Raw genomic sequence first — 20,586 nt, forward strand, 5'->3', positions numbered from 1 at the left:
ACTTTCGGGAACGCGTACGCTCTGTCTGCTGATGGCGCTGGGTGCAACGCTCAACACCGCCCACGGGGCGGCCACCATTCTGCTGTGGCCTATCGACCCGTGGCTGTCGGCGGATACCAAAGCCACGGAACTGTGGGTACAGAATCAGGGCAACAGCGCCACCACCATGCAGGTGCGAATTGTTCGCTGGCGTCAGGAGAATGGTCTTGAACGCTATACCGCGCAGCAGGAGGTAGTCGCCAGCCCGCCGATCGTCACTATTGCCAAGGGCAGCAAGCAGTTAATCCGCCTGATCAAACAGAGCGAGGTGCCGGCTGGTGTCGAGCAAGCCTACCGTATTATCGTGGACGAAATCCCTCAGCCGCAGGATAAGGCGACCCCGCAGATGGGACTCAAACTGCAGATGCGTTACTCCATACCGCTGTTTGTCTACGGGCAGGGGATCGCCACCATCAAGGACGGGGCGCACCACGCCCTGGCCGAGACGCGGGATCTCAACTGGCGGGTGATCCGTGAGAATGGCCAACCCGCTCTGCAGGTCCGCAACCAGGGCAATGTGCATGTCCGCCTGAGCCAGGTCACGCTGCAGCAGGGGGGACAAAATCGTACCCTCGCGGATGGCCTGCTGGGTTACGTGCTACCGGGCAGCGCCCGTAGCTGGCCGCTTCCGTCAGGGATCAGCCAGCCGAACCAGATGCGTGCGGAAATTAATGCCCGGGATACGCAATGGCAGTCGGCCCCCGTCAACTGAAGCCGTCGATGCTTATCCTGCTCTGCGTCAGCTCCGCAAGCTGGGCCGATCCTGGTGATGATATGCTGCCTCCACCGCCGGTGCCGCAGTCGGTCAATGACGAGGCGGTGTTCCAGCTGGTGCTGGTCGTTAACCATTATGACACCGGGCTGGTGGTGCCCGTCACCCGGCGGCAGGAGGAGTATCTGGTCGCCAGCGCCGATCTGCGCCGCGCGGGTTTGCCCGCCGAACAGGTCCCGCCGGGGGAGGTAAATGTCAGCCGCCTGCCGGAGGTGCGCACCGAGTACGACAGCACCGGGCAACGGCTGTTGCTCAGCGTGCCGCGAGAGTGGATCGGCGCCCGCGTCACCCCCTTCAGCGGGCAGATGGCGCGCAGCACGCCCCATTTTGGCAAAGGAGCGCTGCTCAACTACGACTTTTATACCAACCACACCGAGCACAGCGGCGGCCAGGCCTCCCTGTGGCATGAGTTGCGCTATTTTGACGACCGGGGATCGTTATCCTCCACCGGTTACGTGCGGAAAAACCTCTCCGGCGGCAGCGGGCAGCAGGAGGGGTACGTGCGCTACGACACCACCCTGATGATTACCGACGAAGAGAATGCCACCACCTGGACCGCCGGGGATGTGATCAGTGATGCCCTGAGCTGGAGCAGCAGCGTGCGCATGGGCGGCATCAGCTATGGCCGCGATTTCTCCCTGCGCCCGGACCTCGTCACCTGGCCATTACCGGAATTCTCCGGTGAAGCGGCGGTACCTACCTCAGTGGATCTGTTCGTCAACGGCTACCGTGCGGGCTCGACCCGTTTGCAGCCGGGACCCTTCACCCTCACCAATCTGCCTTACATCAACGGCGCCGGGGATGCGGTGCTGGTCACCACCGATGCGCTGGGTCGTCAGGTGAGCACCACCATGCCGTTCTACGTCACCAGCGATCTGCTCCGCCAGGGGCTCAGCGACGGGGCCATGACCCTCGGCAGCCTGCGCCGCAACTACGGTATCGAGAATTTTGACTACGGCCCGGCGGCGGGCAGCGGCTCGTATCGCTATGGCCTTACCGACTGGCTGACGCTGGAAGGGCACGTCGAAGGGGCGGAAGAATTGGCGCTGGGCGGGGCCGGAACCATCGTCAAACTCGGGCGGCTGGGGGTAGTGAACAGCGCCTGGACCCAGAGCAAAATGCGCGGCGACACCGGCGGGCAGGTAAACTGGGGCTACCAGTACAGCACTAACGCCTTCAGCATTGCCACCCAGCACAGCCGTCGCGATCGCGGCTTCGGCAACCTCGCCCTCTACGATCAGCCCACCGTTTATGATGAATATAACCAGCCCATCGCCAGCCTGAGCCGCAATACCGATCAGTACTCCCTGACTTTTAACCTCGGCGACTTCGGCAATATTGGTGCGGCATGGATCGGCGTGCAGAGTTTCGACGATCAGAAAACCGAGCTGCTGAACCTCTCCTGGAGCCGTAACCTGTGGGGCAGCAGCAGTATTTACCTCGCTGCCAGCCGGGATCAGCAGCAGGGCGACTGGACGGTGGCCCTGTCGCTGCAGATCCCCCTCGGCGAGCGCGACAGCGCCGCCATCACGCTGGAAAATACCCCGGACGCCGGGAGCACTCAGCGCCTCAACTACAACCACTCGATGCCCACCGACGGCGGCTTCAGCTGGAATATGGCGTGGGCGCGCCAGTCGCAGGCCAGCAACTATCAGCAGGCCACGCTGGGCTGGCGCAATAACAACATCGAGCTGCAGGGCGGCGGCTACGGCGACCGCGACATGATGACCTGGTGGGGCGAGGCGATGGGGGCGGTGGTGCTGATGGACGGCGAGCTGTTTGCCGCCAACAAAATCAACGACGCCTTCGTGGTGGTCAGCACCGACGGGCAGCCGGACGTGCCGGTCAGCTATGAGAACCAGCCGGTGGGTAAAACCAACCGCAACGGCTATCTGCTGATCAGCGGCGTATCGGCCTATTATCCGGCCAGCTACAGCATCAACACCCTCAATTTCCCCGCCGACACCCGCCTGAAGGAGACCGAGCGCCGCGTCGCCCTGCGGCGCAACAGCGGCTATCTGGTCGATTTCCCGATGGAGCAGGAGCGGGTGGCCAGCGTGATCCTTCATGACGGGGCAGGGGAAGCGATCCCCCTCGGCAGCCAGGTGCGACGCCAGGGGCGGGAGCCGGTGGTGGTGGGCTATGACGGGCTTGCCTGGCTGGAGGATCTGGCGGACGTCAACCCGCTGGAGGTCATCACCCCGGACGGCAAAGGCTGTCGTATTACCCTGACCCTGACGGCGAACCCGGAGCATAAGCTGCAAACCTACGGGCCGCTGACCTGTCGGGTGGCACCATGAAACGCCTCCTGCTGCTGGTGATGCTGATCCTGTTTTCGGCGACCAGCTGGGGAGCGTGCCGGGTCAGCACCGTCAATGCCAGCTTTGGCAGCGTCACCTCGTTTGCCCTCAGCGGCAGCAATGAAGTGGCCACCACCGGGACGCTGGTGGTGAACTGCGATACGGTGCTTAACCTGCTGACCAATGACTCAGTGACGCTCAACTTCACCGGCGCCTCCATCGCCGCCAGCAGTCGCGGGACGATGAAGCGCACCGATAATGCTACCATCACCGACGTGATCCCCACTCGCCTGTGCGGCCAGACTACCTGCAACGCCAGCAGCGAAGTGCAGATCGGCAAAGCCTATACCTGGAGCGGTTCATCGCTGCTGGGCCTGCTTGGGTCAAGGCAGTACAACATCCCGCTCTATTTTCGCACCGTCGCCGGGCAGAACGTCAGCGCCGGGCCCTATCAGGTGACCCTCAATTTCAACGTCAGCTACAGCGTCTGCGCGCTGGGGGCGCTGGGGCTCTGTACCTCCGCACAAACCGGCACCACGCCGGTCAGCCTGACCCTCAACATGACGGTCACCAACGACTGCAGCGCGATGACCACTCCAAACGTCAACTTCAACAGCGCGCCGCTGGTGCAGAATTTCCCCACCGTCTCGCAGGCCATCTCGGTCATCTGCACCAAGGGCAGCGTCTATACCATCGGCATTAATAACGGCGCTAACGCCAGCAATAACGTGCGCCGGATGGCCAGCGGCAATAACCGCATGAGCTATGAGATCTATAAAGAAGCTACCGCCAATCGCTGGGGCAGCAGCGGCAGCGAACGCTGGTCCAGTGGTGCCTCCTCCCAGGTAAGCGCCGACGGGCTGCTGCGCAGCTACAACTATACCGCTCGCGTCCTGACCACTCAGGCCACCCCACCCGCCGGTAACTACAGCGACACCCTGGTCGTCGACGTCGCGTTCTGACCCTCGCTTTTCCCTTTCGCAAATGTAAAGTTCCTGTCAGTTGTGCCGATAACACCGAGAACAAATTCATAAGAAGGTGTTGTATGTTGAACCGTATGCGCGTTGTCACAATGCTGATGCTGGTGCTGGTTGTCTTCGCACTGCTGCAGCTTATTTCCGGCAGTCTGTTTTTCTCATCCATTAAGGCTAACCAGGACAGTTTTGCGGTTTCTAACCAATTCCGTGTTCAACAAAGCGAAATCACCTCCAGCTGGGATTACCTGCTGCAAACGCGCATCAACCTGAGCCGTGCCTCCGCGCGCATGGCGACGGATCCCTCTAAGCCGCAGCCTGAGCTGATCAACAGCGCCCGCACCACGCTGGCGGAAGCGGACAAACACTTCAAGGCCTACAGCGCCATCACGCCACAGCCGTCAATGGCGCAGGTGAGCCAGACCATCAATGACAAATATCAGGACTATGCTGCGGCCCTGACGGAGCTGATCCAGTTCCTTGAGAGCGGCAATATGGACGCCTATTTTGCTCAGGCCACCCAGTCAAAGCAGAACGCGCTCGGCACCGCCCTGCGGGATTATGTCTCCGCGTCTGATGCCCGCAACCAGGAGGCGTTCAACGCCAGCGTGGCGGATTACACTTTTGCCAAATGGCAGATGGGGATCCTCGCCCTGGCGCTGGCGATCGTGCTGGTCGGGGTCTGGTACGGTATTCGCCATACCCTGCTTAATCCGTTGAACCGCGTTATCGAGCATATTCGTCAGATTGCCAGTGGCGATCTGACCCATACCCTGGCGATTGCCGGACGCAGCGAAATCACCCAGCTGGCGGTTACCGTTGACCATATGCAGCGCTCCCTGAGCGAGACGGTGGCTAACGTGCGCCAGGGCTCGGATGCCATCTACACCGGCACCAGCGAAATCGCGATGGGCAACAACGATCTCTCCTCCCGCACCGAACAGCAGGCGTCGGCCCTGGAAGAGACCGCGGCGAGCATGGAGCAGTTAACTGCCACCGTGAAGCAGAACGCCGACAACGCCCGTCAGGCGTCACAGCTGGCGAACAGCGCCTCAGAAACCGCTCAGAAAGGCGGCAAGGTGGTGGATGGGGTGGTGAAAACCATGCACGACATCGCCGGCAGTTCGAAGAAGATCGCTGACATCATCAGCGTGATCGACGGCATCGCCTTCCAGACCAACATCCTGGCGCTGAACGCCGCGGTTGAAGCCGCCCGTGCCGGTGAGCAGGGGCGTGGTTTTGCCGTGGTGGCTGGTGAAGTGCGTAACCTCGCCAGCCGCAGCGCCAATGCGGCGAAAGAGATCAAAGCCCTGATTGAAGATTCTGTCGCGCGCGTGGATACCGGCTCGGTGCTGGTGGAAAGCGCGGGAGAAACCATGAATGACATCGTCAACGCGGTAACGCGCGTGACCGACATCATGGGGGAAATCGCCTCGGCCTCGGATGAGCAGAGTCGTGGTATCGACCAGGTCGCCCTGGCGGTATCGGAAATGGATCGCGTCACACAACAAAACGCCGCGCTGGTTCAGGAGTCCGCCACCGCTGCGGCGCAACTGGAAGAGCAGGCGAGCCGTCTGAAGATGGCCGTTTCGGCGTTTCGACTTACTTCTGCACCTGGAAAAACGGGGTCATCGCGTGCCAGCCATCAGCCGGCAGCGCCGGTCAATGCACCGGCGCAGGTACGCGCGCTGACGACCGGAAAAGATGAGAACTGGGAAACATTTTGATCGAACGTTAAATCGCGGCTGCTGGCCGCTAAATGGGAGCGTGGATGTTTAATCGTATTCGTATCTCGACCACCCTGTTTTTGATTTTGATTGTCTGCGGGGTGTTGCAGGTTGGCAGTAATGGCTTGTCATTTTGGGCTTTTCGCGATGGTTATCAGAATTTGCAGGAGATGCAGGGCAGCAACCAGCAGCGGGCGTTGCTTACACAGAGCCGCGCCGTTCTGCTGCAGGCCAGCACGGCGCTGAATAAAGCGGGCACCCTGACCGCGCTGAGTTATCCGCCTGATGATATCAAGGCGCTGATGACTACCGCGCGCAGCAGCCTGAAACAGGCTGACGGCATGTTCAAAACCTTCAACGAACAGGCGGCGATCAGCGCCAAAGACGGCGAGCTGAAAAAAGCGATGCAGACCGCCTTTAGCCAGTGGTACAGCGATCTGGATCATCAGGCTACCTGGCTGGAAAACAACCAGCTGTCAGATTTCCTCACCGCGCCGGTGCAGGCGTCGCAGGCGGCGTTTGATGCCAGCACCGAGGCCTGGCAACAGGAGATTAACCAGTTTGTGCAGGCGGCGGGTAACGACAGTCGCACCAGCTACCACATGTCGGGCGTGATTTTCGCCACCATGATTGTGCTGACCGCGATCCTGACCAGCGCCGCGCTGTTCTGGTCACGCAGAATGATCGTCCAGCCGCTGGCGATTATCAGCAGCCATTTCGACAGCATCGCGAAGGGCGATCTGGCGCGGCCGGTGGCGGTCTACGGCAAGAATGAAATTTCGGCAATTTTCGCCAGCCTGAAAGCGATGCAGGGCTCGCTGCGCGAAACGGTGTCCGAGGTGCGTCAGGGCAGTTATGCCATGCACACCGGGATCTCCGAGATTGCCGAAGGCAATAACGATCTCTCGTCGCGCACCGAGCAGCAGGCGGCGTCCCTGGCGCAAACCGCGGCCAGCATGGAGCAGTTGACCGCCACCGTCGGGCAGAACGCCGACAACGCCCGTCAGGCCTCAGGTCTGGCGAAAAGCGCGGCGCAGACGGCGAAGAAGGGCGGCGAGCAGGCGTCCCACGTGGCGAACACCATGAATCAGATCGCCACCAGTTCGCAGAAGATTGGCGACATTATTAGCGTTATCGATGGCATCGCCTTCCAGACCAATATTCTGGCGCTGAACGCCGCGGTGGAAGCCGCCCGTGCGGGCGAGCAGGGACGTGGCTTTGCGGTGGTGGCGGGTGAAGTCCGTAATCTTGCCAGCCGCAGCGCCAACGCGGCGAAAGAGATCAAGGTGCTGATTGAAGAGTCGGTATCCCGGGTACAGCAGGGCTCAGAGCTGGTGGATACCGCCGCGAAAACCATGACCGAGATCGTCAGTTCGGTCACCCAGGTGAACGACATCATGGGTGAAATCGCCTCGGCATCCGATGAGCAGCGACGCGGCATTGAGCAGGTGGCGCTGGCAGTGAGCCAGATGGATCAGGTGACACAGCAGAACGCCGCGCTGGTAGAAGAAGCCGCGGCCGCCACCGACCAGTTAGCCGGCCAGGCGGATCATCTCACCTCGCTGGTCGCGGTATTTAATGTGAATGAACGTAGTGAAACAGTTACAGAAGTCGGGCGGTCGCAGGCCGTACCAGTCGGAACCTGAACGTGATTAAGTAAGAAGGCGCTATGACATCACCACTGCCCTCAGGGCAATCGTCATTATTGTTACAGATGACACAGCGCCTCGCGCTGTCCGATGCGCATTTCCGTCGGATATGTCAGTTAATCTACCAGCGCGCGGGGATCGTGCTTGCCGATCACAAGCGGGACATGGTCTACAACCGTCTTGTGCGTCGCTTGCGGACGCTCGAGCTGGATGATTTTGGTCGCTACCTCGGCATGCTGGAAGCGAACCCGAACAGCGCGGAGTGGCAGGCTTTTATCAACTCGCTGACCACTAACCTGACCGCCTTTTTCCGGGAAGCACACCACTTCCCGGTGCTGGCGGACCATGCGCGTCGTCGCAGCGGCGGCGAGTATCGCGTCTGGAGTGCGGCGGCCTCGACCGGCGAGGAGCCTTATTCGCTCGCCATCACCCTGGCCGATACCCTGGGAACCGCGCCGGGCCGCTGGAAGGTCTTTGCCAGCGACATCGATACCGAAGTGCTGCAAAAAGCGCAGAGCGGTATCTATCGTCAGGACGAGCTGAAAACCCTGTCGCCGCAGCAGCTTCAGCGCTACTTCATGCGCGGCACCGGTCCGCACGACGGGCTGGTGCGGGTGCGTAGCGAACTGGCGAATGCGGTGGAGTTCTCCATGCTCAATTTGCTGGAGAAGCAGTACAACGTGGCGGGCCCTTTTGACGCCATTTTCTGCCGTAATGTGATGATCTATTTCGACAAAACGACGCAGCAGGAGATCCTGCGCCGCTTTGTACCGTTGCTCAAGCCGGACGGTTTACTGTTTGCCGGGCACTCGGAGAATTTCAGCAATCTCGTGCGCGAATTCAGCCTGCGTGGGCAGACGGTATATGCGCTGAGTAAGGATAAAGCATGAGTAAAATCAGGGTCTTGTCAGTTGATGATTCGGCGTTAATGCGCCAGATCATGACCGAAATTATCAACAGCCACAGCGACATGGAGATGGTGGCGACGGCCCCCGATCCGCTGGTAGCCCGGGATTTAATCAAAAAATATAACCCCGACGTGCTGACCCTCGATGTCGAAATGCCGCGCATGGATGGCATCGACTTCCTCGAGAAGTTAATGCGTCTGCGTCCGATGCCGGTGGTGATGGTCTCTTCCCTGACCGGCAAAGGCTCCGAGATCACCCTGCGGGCGCTGGAGCTGGGGGCGGTGGATTTTGTCACCAAACCGCAGCTCGGCATTCGTGAGGGGATGCTGGCGTACAGCGAGATGATCGCGGAAAAAATTCGTACCGCCGCCAGGGCGCGGGTGGCCATGCACAAGCCGATGGCCGCACCCGTCACCCTGAAAGCGGGCCCGCTGTTGAGCTCGGAAAAACTGCTGGTGATCGGCGCGTCGACCGGGGGAACAGAGGCAATTCGCCATGTACTCCAGCCATTGCCGCTCTCAAGCCCCGGTATTCTGATTACCCAGCACATGCCGCCTGGCTTTACCCGCTCCTTCGCCGAGCGTCTGAACAAGCTGTGTCAGATCAGCGTGAAAGAGGCGGAAGATGGCGAGCGCGTTCTGCCGGGGCATGCCTATATCGCCCCGGGAGACAAGCATATGGAGCTGGCGCGCAGCGGGGCGAACTATCAAATCAAGATTCATGACGGGCCGCCGGTTAACCGGCACCGTCCGTCGGTGGATGTGCTGTTTCATTCGGTGGCGAAACATGCGGGGCGCAACGCCGTTGGGGTGATCCTGACGGGGATGGGCAACGACGGCGCCGCCGGAATGCTTGCGATGCACCAGGCTGGCGCCTGGACCATCGCGCAGAATGAAGCAAGTTGTGTAGTGTTCGGCATGCCGCGCGAGGCCATCAATATGGGTGGCGTCAGCGAAGTGGTCGATCTCAGTCAGGTTAGTCAGCAGATGCTGGCAAAAATCAGTGCCGGACAGGCAATACGTATTTAACGAGGAGTGTAGTTTTATGGCGGACAAAGAGCTCAAGTTTTTGGTTGTGGATGACTTTTCCACCATGCGTCGCATCGTGCGCAACCTGCTGAAAGAGCTGGGTTTTAATAATGTTGAAGAAGCGGAAGACGGTGTCGATGCATTGAACAAACTGAATGCCGGCGGCTTTGGTTTTGTCATTTCCGACTGGAACATGCCAAACATGGATGGTCTGGAACTGCTGAAAACCATTCGTGCGAATGCTGCGATGGCCTCTATGCCTGTGCTGATGGTGACGGCCGAAGCAAAGAAAGAGAACATTATTGCTGCGGCACAGGCTGGCGCAAGCGGGTATGTGGTGAAGCCATTCACCGCTGCAACTTTGGAAGAAAAACTCGGTAAGATCTTCGAGAAACTCGGCATGTGAGGTACGGGAGATGATGCAGCCTTTGATTAAACCCACGGATGAGCATTCACCCGGCGATATAATTGCCCGGATCGGCAGTCTGACGCGCATGCTGCGCGACAGCCTGCGTGAGCTGGGACTGGATCAGGCGATTGCGGAAGCGGCGGAAGCCATTCCCGATGCCCGCGACCGTCTTGACTATGTTGTGCAAATGACTGCCCAGGCGGCAGAGCGTGCGCTGAACAGTGTTGAAGCGTCGCAGCCACATCAGGATGAGATGGAAAAGGGCGCGAAAGCGCTGACCAAACGCTGGGACGAGTGGTTCGAGAACCCTATCGAACTGTCCGATGCCCGCGAACTGGTTACCGATACCCGCCAGTACCTCGGCGACGTACCGGGCCATACCAGCTTCACCAACGCGCAGCTGCTGGATATCATGATGGCGCAGGATTTCCAGGACCTTACCGGTCAGGTGATCAAGCGCATGATGGACGTGATCCAGGAGATCGAGCGTCAGCTGTTGATGGTGCTGCTGGAGAACATGCCGGAACCTTCCGCGCGTCCGCAGCGCGAAAACGAAAGCCTGCTGAATGGCCCGCAACTCGACACCACCAAAGCCGGTGTCGTGGCAAGCCAGGATCAGGTCGACGACCTGCTGGACAGCTTAGGCTTCTGATAGCCTGGCGGCGCTTCGCTTGCACAGGCCTACGGTGTTCCAGGCCGGGTAAGCGCAGCGCCACCCGGCAGAAATGCCACCTGCAAAGGTGGCATTTTTCTTTATGCATCTGTTTCATCCCTTTTACGATAATCCTTCCAGAATCAGCAATCTGTCACGACTTCCGTTATTTCACATTCAGCCATTCTGATAGTCTCAGCAGGGTCTGCTGCTGGCCGTAGACAGCATGCGACGGGAGGGTAGCGACATGTACGCGTGATAAAAATCACCGTTGACACATGTCAACACTCGTAATAGGATCCTGGCAACGGAGGCGAATGAAGAAACATCCGAACAAGCATATTCAGGAGGCAATTGAATATGCCCTGAGGAAAGGTTGGGTTTGGGTTCCTCCCGGTCATTCAGCGCACTGTTTCTGCAGGTTACGCTGTGGTAATCCAGAAGGTGAACATCGGGATCACCAAATGAGCGTATGGTCGACGCCGAAAAACGCTGAAAACCATGCCATGCAAATTATTCGCAACGTAAAACACTGCCTTTGATTTTGCCCGGTAAAGGGTGGCTGCTGCTGCTCTTTACCGAATACGAGAAAATCTCTGACGAAAAACAAAGAGGTATTATGGCGCTTTATAACTTCACTTTGACCCTCTCAGGCGTAACTTACGAGACTGAAGGGCTGGAGGATGCGCTGTACGAAAGCGGCTGCGAAGATGCGCTGATCTGCGCTTATGGCAACTCCGTCTATATCGAGTTTGACCGTGAAGCTGGCTCCCTGGATGAAGCCATCTCCTCAGCGGTAAACAATATCGAATCAGCCGCCATCGGCGCTATCGTAGAGTCTGTCGACTCCGCCCTGGTCGGTTTGAGCGACATAGCCGAAATGACCCACATGTCGCGCCAGGCGATCGCCATGTTGAAAGACGGCACCCGCGGTAGCGGCGATTTTCCTTGCCCCATCCAGCGCATCAAAGGCCAGTCTCCGTTGTGGGACTGGGGCGACGTGGCTCATTGGCTATCAACGAATGGCCGCTTAAACCAGGACAGCGAGCTGGTGGTTAACGCGCGTCTCCTTAGTAAGTGGAACCTGGTTCTCAGAAACAGCGCCTCAAAAGACTTTGAAGAAATTGAGGCTCTCGCCGCATCACTGGTGGCACGCCGCCGCAAACAGGCGGCATGTGCCTGAATAACCGCCTCCGATAACCCTGACTGCGCCGAAAGGCCTAAATCAGCCCTTTTATCGCCGCTAATTAGCCCATTGTTCATCCGCGGCTTTGGCATCATAGCGTCCAGACCTCTACCTGCGAGATGCTTGCCGTGGCAGAAGACAGCGACGACAAAACAGAAGCCCCCACACCCCACCGACTTGATAAAGCGCGTGAGGAAGGGCAGATACCCCGATCCAGAGAACTCACCTCCCTGCTGATTTTATTGGTGGGCGTGTGCATTATCTGGATCGGCGGGGAGTCCCTTGCCCGCAGACTGGCGGGCATGCTCTCGGCCGGGTTGCGCTTTGATCACAGCATGGTTAACGACCCGAACCTGATCCTCAGCCAGATTATCCTGCTGATCAAAAGTGCGATGGTCGCACTGCTGCCGCTGATCGTCGGGGTGGTGCTGGTGGCGCTGATATCTCCGGTGATGCTGGGCGGGCTGGTGTTTAGCGGTAAATCGCTGCAGTTTAAATTCTCCAAACTCAACCCGCTGCCCGGGATCGCCCGGATGTTCTCGGCGCAGACCGCCGCCGAACTGTTGAAAGCGCTGATGAAAGCCACGCTGATGGGCAGCATGGCCGGATTTTTTATCTGGCACAACTGGCCGGAGATGATGCGCCTGATTAGCGAATCGCCCCTTACCGCGATGAGCAACGCGCTCAACCTGGTGGGGCTCTGCTCGCTGCTGGTGGTGCTGGCGATTATCCCGATGGTGGGGTTTGACGTCTTCTTCCAGATCTACAGCCACATTAAAAAGCTGCGCATGTCCCGCCAGGACATTCGTGATGAATACAAACAGATGGAAGGCGACCCGCACGTCAAAGGGCGTATTCGCCAGATGCAGCGTGCTGCCGCCCGTCGCCGGATGATGGAAGATGTGCCGAAGGCGGATGTCATCGTCACCAACCCGACCCACTACTCCGTTGCGCTGCAGTATGACGAAAACAAAATGAGCGCGCCGAAGGTGGTGGCGAAAGGGGCAGGGCTGATTGCCCTGCGGATCCGTGAAATTGGTAATGAAAACCGTATTCCGATGCTGGAGGCCCCGCCGCTGGCGCGTGCACTCTACCGCCATGCGGAAATTGGACAACAGATCCCAGGCCAGCTGTATGCCGCTGTGGCGGAAGTGCTGGCATGGGTGTGGCAGTTGAAACGCTGGCGTCTGGCTGGTGGACAACGGCCTGTCAAACCTGAGAATCTCCCGGTGCCTGCAGCGCTGGATTTTATGAACGAGAAGGACACTGATGGCTAATCTGGTGGCAATGTTGCGCTTGCCGAGCAACCTGAAATCGACCCAATGGCAGATTATGGCCGGGCCGATCCTCATCCTGCTAATTTTGTCGATGATGGTATTGCCGCTTCCGGCATTCATCCTCGACCTGCTTTTTACCTTCAACATCGCGCTCTCGATCATGGTGCTGCTGGTGGCGATGTTCACCCAGCGTACCCTCGAGTTTGCCGCGTTCCCGACCATTCTGCTGTTCACCACGCTGTTGCGCCTGGCGCTGAACGTGGCCTCCACCCGTATCATCCTGATGGATGGTCATACCGGCGGTGCGGCGGCAGGTAAGGTGGTTGAGGCCTTCGGTCACTTCCTGGTGGGCGGCAACTTCGCCATCGGTATCGTGGTGTTCATCATCCTCGTGATCATCAACTTTATGGTTATCACCAAGGGTGCGGGACGTATCGCCGAAGTGGGTGCACGTTTCGTGCTGGACGGGATGCCGGGCAAACAGATGGCGATTGACGCCGATCTGAACGCCGGCATTATCGCGGAAGATGAAGCCAAAAAACGCCGTTCAGAAGTGACCCAGGAGGCGGACTTCTACGGCTCAATGGACGGTGCGAGTAAGTTCGTTCGCGGGGATGCCATCGCCGGTATTCTGATCATGGTCATCAACGTGATCGGCGGCCTGCTGGTGGGGGTACTGCAGCACGGGATGGACATGGGTCATGCGGCAGAGACCTATACACTGCTGACCATCGGTGATGGCCTGGTCGCCCAGATCCCGGCGCTGGTGATCTCCACCGCGGCCGGTGTGATCGTGACCCGCGTCGCCACCGATCAGGACGTCGGTGAGCAGATGGTGAGCCAGCTGTTTACCAACCCGAACGTGCTGATGCTGTCGGCGGCGGTACTGGGGCTGCTGGGCCTGGTACCAGGTATGCCAAACTTCGTCTTCCTGCTGTTTACCGGTGCGCTGCTGGGGCTGGCCTGGTGGTTGCGCGGGCGCGAAACCAAACCGAAGGCCGAGCCTGCGCCGATTAAAATGCCAGAAAACACCCAGGCGGTGGAAGCCACCTGGAATGACGTTCAGCTGGAAGATTCCCTTGGGATGGAGGTGGGCTATCGCCTGATCCCGATGGTCGACTCCCAACAGGACGGCGAACTGCTGGGGCGTATCCGCAGTATCCGTAAGAAATTCGCCCAGGACATGGGCTTCCTGCCGCCGGTGGTGCATATCCGTGACAATATGGATCTGCCCCCGGCACGCTACCGCATCCTGATGAAAGGGGTGGAAATTGGCAGCGGAGATGCCTATCCAGGGCGCTGGCTGGCGATTAACCCGGGCACCGCGGCAGGCACGCTGCCGGGGGAACAAACTATCGACCCGGCCTTTGGCCTGGCGGCCATCTGGATCGAAAGCGCCCTGAAAGAGCAGGCGCAGATCCAGGGCTATACCGTGGTGGAAGCCAGTACCGTGGTGGCGACCCACCTCAACCATATTATTGGCCAGTTCTCGGCGGAGCTGTTTGGTCGTCAGGAGGCGCAGCAGCTGCTGGACCGCGTGACCCAGGAGATGCCGAAGCTTACCGAAGATCTGGTTCCGGGCGTGCTGACCCTGACCACGCTGCACAAAGTGCTGCAGAACCTGCTCGACGAGAAGGTGCCGATCCGCGATATGCGTACCATCCTGGAAACGCTGGCGGAGCATGCCCCGCTGCAAAGCGATCCGCACGAGCTGACGGCGGTGGTGCGCGTGGCGCTGGGCCGCGCCATCACCCAGCAGTGGTTCCCGGGTACCGGCGAAGTGCAGGTGATTGGTCTCGATACGCCGCTTGAACGTCTGCTGCTGCAGGCCCTGCAGGGCGGCGGCGGGCTGGAGCCGGGGCTGGCGGATCGTCTGCTGGCGCAAACCCAGGAGGCGTTACAGCGTCAGGAGATGCTCGGTGCGCCGCCGGTGCTGCTGGTGAACCACGCCCTGCGTCCGCTGCTGTCGCGCTTCCTGCGCCGCAGCCTGACGCAGCTGGTGGTCCTGTCGAATATGGAGCTGTCGGACAATCGTCACATTCGCATGACCGCCAGCATTGGAGGCCAGTGATGCGTAAATTACTCTGGTTACTGGCGCTGCCGGTGATGGCGCAGGCCGCAGGCGAGGGGGCCTGGCAGGACAGCAGTATCGGCCTGACCCTCAACAATCGCGGCGTGGCGGCCTCGTCACGCCCGCTGTCGGCAAAGCAGCCGGTCTCGGGTTTGATGACCCTGGTGGCCTGGCGCTATGAGCTGAACGGCCCGATCCCCGCCGGTCTGCGGGTGCGGTTGTGCTCTCAGACACGCTGCACCGAACTTGACGGCGCCAGCGGCACCACGCAGGCCTTTAACAGCGTTCCGGCGGCTGAGCCGCTGCGCTTTATCTGGGAAGTGCCCGGCGGCGGTCGTCTGATCCCCGCCCTGAAGGTGCAACGCAACGAAGTGATCGTTAATTACCGCTAACCGCCCAACGCCGTTAGGTTCGCCTGAACTGAACGGCGTTGTTATATATCAAGCTTTGTTATTTTCCTTCCTGCTATTCCTGCCCCTCGCGGTTCTTATTTAGAGAATATCCCTGGATGTCACCCTCCGGAGAATATAGGCTACACGATGAGATACTGTGATATATACATATCAATGATGAATAGCAATAATGGAAAGGAAGCAGGTATGAAATTAAGCTTTCGGCAAGTGTGTATGTTCTGGGGCGTTATGGATATTATATATCTGGCAGCCTATGTCTGGAAAAGTATTGCCGAGGCTCGTATTCCTTTAATTGATGATATTTTCAGTTTTAATCAGCTTTACACAGAGCAGGGCGGCGGTTACTGGCTTATTTTAATATTTATCCTGTCAATGATAACAACCATTTCCCTTGCTTTTTCCGCTGTGTTGCTCCTTATCGCATGGGATAAGGTCGGCTACCTGGTGGCCGCGCAAACCCCCTTGCGCTTGCTGTTGGTTGTGCCCTCACTCTCCTTTTTGCCGTGGATCCTGAAAGGCATTAACCCAGGAGGTATAGGGCTGACACTCGTTTTATTGCTAACGTCAGAGACGCTGAAGGTCTGGTCATTGATACTCTCAAAAAAACGCAATAAGTGATTCTTTAATAACGTCAGGGACAGGGATTGTAAAAGGATGAACATATGAACAAAGGCATCAAGGATTGTTATTTTGAGGGCTGGAAAAAGACTTTTGTCTATAAGGGTCGAACTACACGGAAAGAGTTTTGGTCATTCATAGTGATGAATATAGTGATTGTTCTGTTCATTGCGATGCTGAGTTATTTCCTTTTGGTCATTTCAGTTGCTGATAGTACCAGTCGGGGCGGGATGATGCTGGTCTGGGCCTGGTATGTCTGGCTTCCCCTCAGTGCGCTGGCTCCGGTAATATTTCTCGTGCCAGTCGTCTCGCTGGGCATCCGCAGGATGCACGATGCCGGAAAATCAGGCTGGTGGTTTGGCGGGGTGCTGCTGATGAACTTGCTGATCCTGCCGCTCATTCTGACCGGTATTCATCAGGTTATGCTTATCCTGGTAGATGAAAACCACGCAGAGCAGGTGATGAAGATCATCAGCATCATACTCAGTTTAATAGCGGCGCTTTATCTCCTCTGGCTATGCTGTTTGCCGACAAAAGCGGCGGCAGAGAACGTCGACTGATCGCTTTTTCGCCAGTTATCAGTCCATTCTGATGACTGGCTCGCATAATTGACCCCGTCTTTTGAAGCAAAAGAAACGCTGTTTTATAAAAGAGTGACGCGCGTAGTAAATCTCTTTGCATTTTTGCCAGTTGCCGTCCGGCGGTGGCAGAAACAGAAAGGTATCCGCGTAGGGATACTCTTACTGTAACCCTGTAGTCACTCCCGTTCCCTCCGGGCTAACCGGGAGTCATCTGAAACTTACAGGGTCGACGGTAATGAAAACACGTAAAATTGGACTCGCAAACTATCTGGCCTACGGATCGGGCGATTTTCTCGGGGCGGGAACCACAGCGCTGACGGCTGCCTGGTTGCTCTATTTCTATACCACCTTCTGTGGCCTTACGCCGATTGAAGCGACATTTATTTTTGCCGCGGCGAGGGTGCTGGATGCCGTCGTCAGTCCGCTGATGGGCTTCCTGACCGATAACTTTGGTACCACCTGGCTGGGCAAACGCTTTGGCCGTCGTAAGTTCTTTATCCTGCTGGGTATCCCCTGCGTCTTCAGCTACTCGCTGATGTGGGTCGGGGATATGGGCTTCTGGTACTACCTTCTGACCTACCTGATCTTCGATATCGTCTACACCATGATCCTGGTACCGTACGAAACGCTGGTGCCGGAAATGACCGACGATTTCAAACAGAAAACCAAATTCTCCGGCGCGCGTATCTCCATGGCGCAGATGTCAGCCATTCTGGCCTCGTTCCTGCCGGGCATTCTGTTAACCCACTTCGGGAAAGACAACGCCGTCTCCTTCTTCTATGCCAGCCTGGTGTTCTCGGTGCTGTGCGCCCTGATGCTGACCTTCGTCTGGTTCTTCACCTGGGAGCGCCCGCGTGAAGAGTGGACCGAAGCCGCGCTGCGTGCCGAAGAAGAGAAGAAAAAACTGACCCTCGGCCAGAGCCTGAACCGTCTGTTCGTTGAGTTAAGCTCCACCCTGCGGATCAAAATTTTCCGTCAGCATCTGGGGATGTACCTCGGGGGCTATATCGCCCAGGACGTCTTCAACGCCGTCTTCACCTACTACGTGGTCTTTGTGCTGATGCAGGAGGCGTCGATGGCGTCGAACCTGCTGGGCACCATGGCTATCTTCCAGTTCCTTGCCGTCATCGCCATGATCCCGCTGTGCATCCGCTTTGGACCGGCGCCGTCCTACCGCATGGTAGTCGTGCTGTTCGGTCTGGCCTCAATGTCCTACGCCGGGCTTTATTATGCTGGCATGAGCGATATCTACGCGTTGCTGCTGCTGGTTTCTGCTCTGGCGGGCCTGGGCCGCGGGGGGATCAACTATGTGCCGTGGAACACCTACACCTACATCGCTGACGTCGATGAAGTCATCACCGGTCAGCGTCGCGAGGGCATCTTCGCCGGCATCATGACCCTGACCCGTAAAGCGTCGCAGGCGGGGGCCATCATGCTGGTGGGTATCGTCATGCAAATGTCCGGCTTTGTCAGCGGGCAGAAAGTGCAGCCAGAAGAAGTGAGCCACACCATTCTGATGATCCTGAGCGTCGGCACCATCCTGGTCCTGTGCTGCGGCTTCCTGGTCTCCCTGCGCTTTAAGCTGAACTTACAAACGCACAGCACGCTGCGGGAAGAGACGGCCAAAATGCGTGAGTCCGGTCGTGCGATGCCGGAGGCCGCCACACCGCAGGCCCGCGCCACGGTCGAAATGCTGGCCGGGATGCCATACGACTGCCTGTGGGGTAATAACAACATCGGCTATCTGAATCGCAATAAACCTGCTGCACCGTCCCTGAAAGAACGTGCTCCACTGAATTCGACATACAACAGAGGTTAAGATTATGAAGGTTTGGCCTGTCAAACATAGCCCGTTACTGCGTCAGCCCGAGCGTTTTATCGCCAGAGATGAACTGAAAGCGCTGATCCAGAAAGTGACGCATAACCTGGTGAACATTCACGATAAAACCGGCGAGTTTTTACTGCGGCTGGACGACGGGCGGGTGATCGACACCAAAGGCTGGGCGGGCTGGGAGTGGACCCACGGAGTCGGTCTCTACGGTATCTGGCAGTATTACTGCCAGACCGGGGATGAAGGGATGCGCGATATTATCGACAGCTGGTTTGCCGAGCGCTTTGCCGAAGGGGCCACCACCAAAAACGTCAACACCATGTCGCCGTTTTTGACCCTCGCGTATCGTTATGAAGAGACGCGTAACCCGGCCTGGCTGCCGTGGCTGGAGAGCTGGGCCGAGTGGGCGATGGTTGAGATGCCGCGCACCGATCATGGCGGCATGCAGCACATCACCCTTGCGGAAGAGAACCATCAGCAGATGTGGGACGACACCCTCATGATGACCGTCCTGCCGCTGGCGAAGATTGGCAAACTGCTTAATAAGCCTGAGTACGTGGAAGAGGCGGTGTATCAGTTCCTGCTGCACGTGCAAAACCTGATGGATCGGGAGACCGGGTTGTGGTTCCACGGCTGGAACTACGACGGTCAGCACAACTTCGCCAACGCCCGCTGGGCGCGCGGCAACAGCTGGCTGACGATCGTTATCCCCGACTTCCTCGAGCTGGTGGATCTGCCGGAAAACAACGCCGTGCGCCGTTATCTGGTGCAGGTGCTGAATGCGCAGATTGCCGCCCTGGCGAAGTGCCAGGACGAAAGCGGCCTGTGGCACACGTTACTCGATGACCCGAACTCCTATCTGGAGGCCTCCGCTACCGCAGGATTCAGCTACGGGATCCTGAAAGCAGTGCGTAAGCGCTATGTGGGAGCGGAGTATGCAGAGGTGGCCGAGAAAGCCATTCGCGGGATTGTGAAGAATATCTCTCCTGAAGGTGAACTGCTGCAAACCTCGTTCGGAACCGGGATGGGCAGCGATCTGGAGTTCTATCGCCAGATCCCGTTAACCTCGATGCCGTATGGTCAGGCGATGGCGATCCTCTGTCTGACAGAATATTTACGCAAATATTTCTGATTAGCGTATTAGAAACCGCTCCTTCAAACGTGGGGGCGGTTTTTTTATTTATATTATTTCTGAATAATTAATTTAAATATACACATGCAGTAAATGAGTAAATAAACTACACCATTCGTTATAATTTGTGAGTCAGCCCGCAATATATTTTTCCGGTCAGGCGTATTTTTATTTTGCGGCAGAAATTGTTCTTTCGCAAAAATACAAGGATGCATATTTATGAACATGGTACCCGGTGGCTGGGAAATAGATGTTAAAGTAAATAAAAACCTGTCAGGCATGTCGGCCGAACAAATGTCACTATTCGAGACCGCATTTCGCAACTTTACTGGCGCCACGTATACCCCGCTGCTCTACATCGGCAGTCAGGTTGTGGCAGGCATCCAGCATGCGTACATCGCGGAGTGTCGGTTGGTAGTCCCTCATCCGGTAGCGCCGACGCTGGTCAAGGTGGTCATTTACCTCACGCCGGATAATCACATTTCCATTTCCCAAATCTCTGCCATTTAAACGCCGGTGCGTTATTTTACCTCTGTGGCTTTATCAATAAGGATAGAATCATGTGGCAGAAGTCCACTGATGTTTTTATTGCTCTGGATGCACCTGTTGCAGGTTATGAAAATAACGCGCCGGGTGTCCATATCCCCATCCCTTTATTTATTGTTCGTGCTAATTATAAGGGCGGAATACATCCCGGGAAATTAGCTTACGGGTTTGGGGCCTATATTCCCTTTGGGGGTAAGGAGTATATCTGCCGCGAATTTGAGGTGTACGTCGGACCGGTGAAATGGGTCCGGGTTCATGGCAAGGCGATCCCGGCAGGGGCAATTCAGGCGGGCGAAGAAGCCGATGGCAAAAAACTTTATGTGGCACGAGCAAAGTTCCCGAACGGGTTGTTCGTGGGTAAAGCCGGTACGCACCTGTTGAAAGGATGCTGTATTAGCTACCAGAATAAAGAGTGGGATGTTGAAGATTACGAAGTGTTAGTGGGTGATTACGACACCCTGTAATAAAACGTC

The 20,586-nt window shown here is 57.8% G+C and carries 20 protein-coding genes; all 20 read left to right on the plus strand.

The features are described 5' to 3' along the window. Positions 1-31: 31 nt before the first annotated feature. The 20 genes from LG383_RS05535 (at position 32) to LG383_RS05630 (ending at position 20,577) form a co-directional block, all read left to right on the plus strand. Positions 32-751, plus strand: coding sequence for a molecular chaperone (locus tag LG383_RS05535; protein WP_225759507.1), 720 nt, complete (start codon positions 32-34; stop codon positions 749-751). Continuing rightward, positions 727-3,111: a fimbria/pilus outer membrane usher protein gene (locus LG383_RS05540; protein ID WP_225758522.1), complete on the plus strand. Its 2,385-nt coding sequence runs from the start codon at positions 727-729 to the stop codon at positions 3,109-3,111. Before LG383_RS05535 ends, LG383_RS05540 begins: the two co-directional genes overlap by 25 nt. Then, positions 3,108-4,073: a spore coat U domain-containing protein gene (locus tag LG383_RS05545; RefSeq protein WP_225758523.1), complete on the plus strand. Its 966-nt coding sequence runs from the start codon at positions 3,108-3,110 to the stop codon at positions 4,071-4,073. The genes LG383_RS05540 and LG383_RS05545 overlap by 4 nt, the downstream gene beginning before the upstream one ends. A gap of 83 nt (positions 4,074-4,156) precedes the next feature. Continuing rightward, on the plus strand, positions 4,157-5,812 hold the full coding sequence (gene tar, locus LG383_RS05550) for a methyl-accepting chemotaxis protein II (RefSeq protein WP_106993352.1): 1,656 nt from the start codon (positions 4,157-4,159) through the stop codon (positions 5,810-5,812). Positions 5,813-5,856: 44 nt separating this feature from the next. Further along, positions 5,857-7,458 (plus strand): methyl-accepting chemotaxis protein IV, encoded by a 1,602-nt coding sequence (tap, locus tag LG383_RS05555; RefSeq protein ID WP_106993351.1) that lies wholly within the window; start codon positions 5,857-5,859, stop codon positions 7,456-7,458. Positions 7,459-7,481: 23 nt separating this feature from the next. Next, positions 7,482-8,351 (plus strand): protein-glutamate O-methyltransferase CheR, encoded by an 870-nt coding sequence (cheR, locus tag LG383_RS05560; protein WP_106993350.1) that lies wholly within the window; start codon positions 7,482-7,484, stop codon positions 8,349-8,351. After that, positions 8,348-9,397, plus strand: coding sequence for a chemotaxis response regulator protein-glutamate methylesterase (locus LG383_RS05565; protein ID WP_106993349.1), 1,050 nt, complete (start codon positions 8,348-8,350; stop codon positions 9,395-9,397). Before cheR ends, LG383_RS05565 begins: the two co-directional genes overlap by 4 nt. 16 nt (positions 9,398-9,413) lie before the next feature. Continuing rightward, positions 9,414-9,803 carry a chemotaxis response regulator CheY gene (gene cheY / locus LG383_RS05570; RefSeq protein ID WP_032611971.1) on the plus strand — a complete coding sequence of 130 codons (390 nt, stop codon included), beginning with the start codon at positions 9,414-9,416 and terminating at the stop codon, positions 9,801-9,803. 10 nt (positions 9,804-9,813) lie between these two features. Continuing rightward, entirely contained in the window at positions 9,814-10,458 is a 645-nt protein-coding gene (gene cheZ, locus LG383_RS05575) for a protein phosphatase CheZ (protein WP_106993348.1), read from the plus strand. Between the two features lie 317 nt (positions 10,459-10,775). Beyond that, a complete protein-coding gene (locus LG383_RS05580; protein ID WP_106993347.1) occupies positions 10,776-11,000 on the plus strand; it encodes a hypothetical protein in 225 nt (74 codons plus the stop codon). Positions 11,001-11,077: 77 nt separating this feature from the next. After that, positions 11,078-11,641, plus strand: a complete 564-nt coding sequence (locus LG383_RS05585; RefSeq protein WP_225758524.1) for an AlpA family transcriptional regulator — start codon at positions 11,078-11,080, stop codon at positions 11,639-11,641. A gap of 131 nt (positions 11,642-11,772) precedes the next feature. Continuing rightward, complete coding sequence (flhB, locus tag LG383_RS05590) at positions 11,773-12,921, plus strand: flagellar biosynthesis protein FlhB (RefSeq protein ID WP_106993563.1); 1,149 nt, start codon at positions 11,773-11,775, stop codon at positions 12,919-12,921. Continuing rightward, positions 12,914-14,992: a flagellar biosynthesis protein FlhA gene (flhA, locus tag LG383_RS05595; protein WP_106993346.1), complete on the plus strand. Its 2,079-nt coding sequence runs from the start codon at positions 12,914-12,916 to the stop codon at positions 14,990-14,992. Before flhB ends, flhA begins: the two co-directional genes overlap by 8 nt. After that, positions 14,992-15,384, plus strand: coding sequence for a flagellar protein FlhE (locus tag LG383_RS05600; RefSeq protein ID WP_225758525.1), 393 nt, complete (start codon positions 14,992-14,994; stop codon positions 15,382-15,384). The genes flhA and LG383_RS05600 overlap by 1 nt, the downstream gene beginning before the upstream one ends. A gap of 207 nt (positions 15,385-15,591) precedes the next feature. After that, positions 15,592-16,023, plus strand: coding sequence for a hypothetical protein (locus LG383_RS05605; protein WP_225758526.1), 432 nt, complete (start codon positions 15,592-15,594; stop codon positions 16,021-16,023). A gap of 44 nt (positions 16,024-16,067) precedes the next feature. After that, positions 16,068-16,583, plus strand: a complete 516-nt coding sequence (locus LG383_RS05610) for a DUF805 domain-containing protein (protein ID WP_225758527.1) — start codon at positions 16,068-16,070, stop codon at positions 16,581-16,583. A gap of 256 nt (positions 16,584-16,839) precedes the next feature. Next, positions 16,840-18,423 (plus strand): MFS transporter, encoded by a 1,584-nt coding sequence (locus LG383_RS05615; protein ID WP_225758528.1) that lies wholly within the window; start codon positions 16,840-16,842, stop codon positions 18,421-18,423. A 4-nt stretch (positions 18,424-18,427) separates the two neighbouring features. Beyond that, complete coding sequence (locus LG383_RS05620; protein ID WP_106993343.1) at positions 18,428-19,567, plus strand: glycoside hydrolase family 105 protein; 1,140 nt, start codon at positions 18,428-18,430, stop codon at positions 19,565-19,567. A gap of 219 nt (positions 19,568-19,786) precedes the next feature. Beyond that, complete coding sequence (locus LG383_RS05625) at positions 19,787-20,077, plus strand: hypothetical protein (protein ID WP_106993342.1); 291 nt, start codon at positions 19,787-19,789, stop codon at positions 20,075-20,077. Positions 20,078-20,127: 50 nt separating this feature from the next. Continuing rightward, positions 20,128-20,577 carry a DUF3421 domain-containing protein gene (locus LG383_RS05630; RefSeq protein ID WP_225758529.1) on the plus strand — a complete coding sequence of 150 codons (450 nt, stop codon included), beginning with the start codon at positions 20,128-20,130 and terminating at the stop codon, positions 20,575-20,577. Positions 20,578-20,586 lie beyond the last annotated feature (9 nt).

Origin of the sequence: Leclercia sp. Marseille-Q4284, assembly GCF_916618945.1 — a bacterium.
Taxonomy (GTDB): Bacteria; Pseudomonadota; Gammaproteobacteria; order Enterobacterales; family Enterobacteriaceae; genus Enterobacter; species Enterobacter tamurae.

What these genes read in the sequence shown, in the direction of transcription:
- flhA (WP_106993346.1), top strand. Translation starts at nt 12,914, where the DNA reads ATGGCTAATCTGGTGGCAATGTTGCGCTTGCCGAGCAACCTGAAATCG.
- LG383_RS05625 (WP_106993342.1), top strand. Translation starts at nt 19,787, where the DNA reads ATGAACATGGTACCCGGTGGCTGGGAAATAGATGTTAAAGTAAATAAA.
- cheY (WP_032611971.1), top strand. Translation starts at nt 9,414, where the DNA reads ATGGCGGACAAAGAGCTCAAGTTTTTGGTTGTGGATGACTTTTCCACC.
- tap (WP_106993351.1), top strand. Translation starts at nt 5,857, where the DNA reads ATGTTTAATCGTATTCGTATCTCGACCACCCTGTTTTTGATTTTGATT.
- LG383_RS05610 (WP_225758527.1), top strand. Translation starts at nt 16,068, where the DNA reads ATGAACAAAGGCATCAAGGATTGTTATTTTGAGGGCTGGAAAAAGACT.
- LG383_RS05630 (WP_225758529.1), top strand. Translation starts at nt 20,128, where the DNA reads ATGTGGCAGAAGTCCACTGATGTTTTTATTGCTCTGGATGCACCTGTT.
- LG383_RS05605 (WP_225758526.1), top strand. Translation starts at nt 15,592, where the DNA reads ATGAAATTAAGCTTTCGGCAAGTGTGTATGTTCTGGGGCGTTATGGAT.
- LG383_RS05600 (WP_225758525.1), top strand. Translation starts at nt 14,992, where the DNA reads ATGCGTAAATTACTCTGGTTACTGGCGCTGCCGGTGATGGCGCAGGCC.
- LG383_RS05620 (WP_106993343.1), top strand. Translation starts at nt 18,428, where the DNA reads ATGAAGGTTTGGCCTGTCAAACATAGCCCGTTACTGCGTCAGCCCGAG.
- LG383_RS05545 (WP_225758523.1), top strand. Translation starts at nt 3,108, where the DNA reads ATGAAACGCCTCCTGCTGCTGGTGATGCTGATCCTGTTTTCGGCGACC.
- cheZ (WP_106993348.1), top strand. Translation starts at nt 9,814, where the DNA reads ATGATGCAGCCTTTGATTAAACCCACGGATGAGCATTCACCCGGCGAT.
- LG383_RS05585 (WP_225758524.1), top strand. Translation starts at nt 11,078, where the DNA reads ATGGCGCTTTATAACTTCACTTTGACCCTCTCAGGCGTAACTTACGAG.
- LG383_RS05580 (WP_106993347.1), top strand. Translation starts at nt 10,776, where the DNA reads ATGAAGAAACATCCGAACAAGCATATTCAGGAGGCAATTGAATATGCC.
- LG383_RS05535 (WP_225759507.1), top strand. Translation starts at nt 32, where the DNA reads ATGGCGCTGGGTGCAACGCTCAACACCGCCCACGGGGCGGCCACCATT.
- cheR (WP_106993350.1), top strand. Translation starts at nt 7,482, where the DNA reads ATGACATCACCACTGCCCTCAGGGCAATCGTCATTATTGTTACAGATG.
- LG383_RS05565 (WP_106993349.1), top strand. Translation starts at nt 8,348, where the DNA reads ATGAGTAAAATCAGGGTCTTGTCAGTTGATGATTCGGCGTTAATGCGC.
- tar (WP_106993352.1), top strand. Translation starts at nt 4,157, where the DNA reads ATGTTGAACCGTATGCGCGTTGTCACAATGCTGATGCTGGTGCTGGTT.
- LG383_RS05540 (WP_225758522.1), top strand. Translation starts at nt 727, where the DNA reads ATGGCAGTCGGCCCCCGTCAACTGAAGCCGTCGATGCTTATCCTGCTC.
- LG383_RS05615 (WP_225758528.1), top strand. Translation starts at nt 16,840, where the DNA reads ATGAAAACACGTAAAATTGGACTCGCAAACTATCTGGCCTACGGATCG.